This is a genomic window from Parafrankia discariae (assembly GCF_000373365.1).
Lineage (GTDB): Bacteria > Actinomycetota > Actinomycetes > Frankiales > Frankiaceae > Parafrankia > Parafrankia discariae.
Window position 1 is genome coordinate 1 of sequence record NZ_KB891178.1, and the last position, 2,177, is coordinate 2,177.

The 2,177-nt window shown below is 67.1% G+C and carries 2 protein-coding genes; one reads left to right on the top strand and one right to left on the bottom strand.

What is annotated here, in order from left to right:
* Positions 1-665 precede the first annotated feature (665 nt).
* Positions 666-845: a hypothetical protein gene (locus B056_RS0109610; RefSeq protein WP_018501651.1), complete on the top strand. Its 180-nt coding sequence runs from the start codon at positions 666-668 to the stop codon at positions 843-845.
* Between the two features lie 74 nt (positions 846-919).
* Here B056_RS0109610 and B056_RS0109615 read toward each other — a convergent pair whose 3' ends face one another.
* A complete protein-coding gene (locus B056_RS0109615) occupies positions 920-1,996 on the bottom strand; it encodes an ISAs1 family transposase (RefSeq protein ID WP_230202923.1) in 1,077 nt (358 codons plus the stop codon).
* Positions 1,997-2,177: the final 181 nt, after the last annotated feature.

The window sequence follows — 2,177 nt, forward strand, 5'->3', positions numbered from 1 at the left end:
ACCCGAAGAATTAAAGGGAGCATGGCTGCCGATCCTAGGGCAAGGCAACCCGGAAAAAGGAGCCGCCCCCGTTCATGCATAGAGATGGCGTATTGCGTTTGAATGCAACTACTGGCGCGGACACCCCATGTCGCGAAGGGAGCTGATATCTCCATCCTTGCCATTCATGGTGGGATGGAGTGTCAGGGCGGGAGCCCTCCATGCCTGCCCCAGTCGAGGCAAGGTGAACCGCCTTCGGGTCTAAATATCAAAGATCCGATTAGGTTGAATCATCGATTCCGCTATGCGATGGGCTGGGTCCGGGCCGCCTGAGTTCGACGCACCCCAGTTCCTCCGAAGAGGACCGTCCGATACCTCCATCCATCCACCCGACCATGATTACGGTTTGTCACCGATGGGAGCTGGGGGGCGGAAGCGCCTGGCAGGTAGCCTCGCGGCCGTCGTCCCTTCGAACCGGCGACGCCGACCCGGTCACCTGTGGGCAGGTACCGGGTCCCCATCCTCGGGCCATGATCCGTCGACGGGCGACGGCCTGTGCGGCGAGACCATGCGTCGACCGATTCGGTGCGAGTCGGCATGGTGTGGGTGAGGGAAGGTGCGGGTACACGCTGGCAAGCCGCGAGCATGATGCGCCGGCACGGGCCAAAGCGACGAGGAGCAACCCGGTGAGCCTGCTGACCAGCCTGCTGCACGATCTCGACGACAACGAACGAGACCACCTCCTCACCGTCATCCGCCGTAACATCGCCACCGAGCTCGACGCGGTCGCCGACGGCGCCACCCCGCACCGCGCCGTTGATGTCGGCACCCGAACCCGCCGTTCAAAGCGCGCCGCCACCGCCTGACCTGGCGTCGAAGTCCCGCCAACGGTTCCGCCACCAGAACGGTTCCGCCACCAGGGCCCCGGCATAGTTGTCGGTTAGCAAACAAACTTCATGATCGTCTCTAGTGGGCGTTCGGGGCGGCGGGCGTGGTGACGGATTCCTGCGGCGATGTTCGTGACGCCGGTCAGGCGTAGGACTGCGATCGCGAGGTTGCGCAGGCTGGCCATGACCTGGGGAGCGTTGCCGGTTCGTACCTGGCTGAGGTCCTCACCGAAGGTGACGTCACGGACCCAGTGCAGCCGGTTCTCCACGTGCCAGTGCTCCCGGATGATCGCGGCGAGCTGGGTTGGGCTGGCCTGATGGGTCGCCACGCTGGTGACGAGGTAGGCGACCTCGGTCTCGGTGGGTCCGTCGGTGAATGGCTGGCGTCGGCGGGTGATCTGTACTGCTTGCACGGCGTGGGGGAAGAGCAGTCCGGCGCGGACCTCGGTGGCTTTCGCGGTGCGCCGCTCGCGGCGGCCGTGGCCACGCTCGACGGTCCGCGCGGTGGTCCTGACCTGGCCCCAGGGCAGGGCTGCGAGCTGGGCATACAGGCTGGGCTGGTTCGCCTTCACCGTCAGGACGTAGTGCGCCCCGCGGCTGATCAGCCAGCGCGCGGTTTCGGTCTGGGTATGCAACGCGTCCGCGGTGACGATCACGCCGGTCAGGTCGAGGCCGGCGAGCAGGACGGGCAGCGCGGGGATCTCGTTCGTCTTCGCGTCCACCGCGACCTGGCCGAGCACGACACCGGTGTCATGGTCGAGGGCTGCGAGCAGATGCCGACCGGTGACCTCGCCGGTTCGGGAGCCACGCAGGGTCTTACCGTCGACCGCGACCCGCCGCCGCGTTCTCGTTCCCGGGCTGGTTGCGGCGGCGACCCAGGCTCCGAGGGCGGTGTCCAACGCGTCGGCGTCGAGCAGCGTGAAGACCCGGCGGAACGTCGAGGCGTCCGGGACTCGCACGATCCCCAACGCCGACCAGACGGTTTCGCCGGCGTCCGCGGCCCACTCGGCGATCGCGGTAAACGACCGGGCACCCGCCAGCCCCGCGCAGGTCGCCAGCGTGAGCAGGACCGGTAGCCGGTGCCGGCGCCCGCGGCGTTTCCGCGGGTCGGTGACCTGGGCGAACACCACCAGCAAACCTGCCGGCGACGCTGACCGTGGCGGACTGGCGTGGCGGCCACGGCCAACCGATCCAAAACAGGGACAGACGGAGATGACCCTGTCTGTCAGACTCCCGTGAGACAGATGGATCTTTGAGACCTCTGTAGCGCAGGGCGAGACGGGATCTTCAAGACCAGTGACGTTGACCATG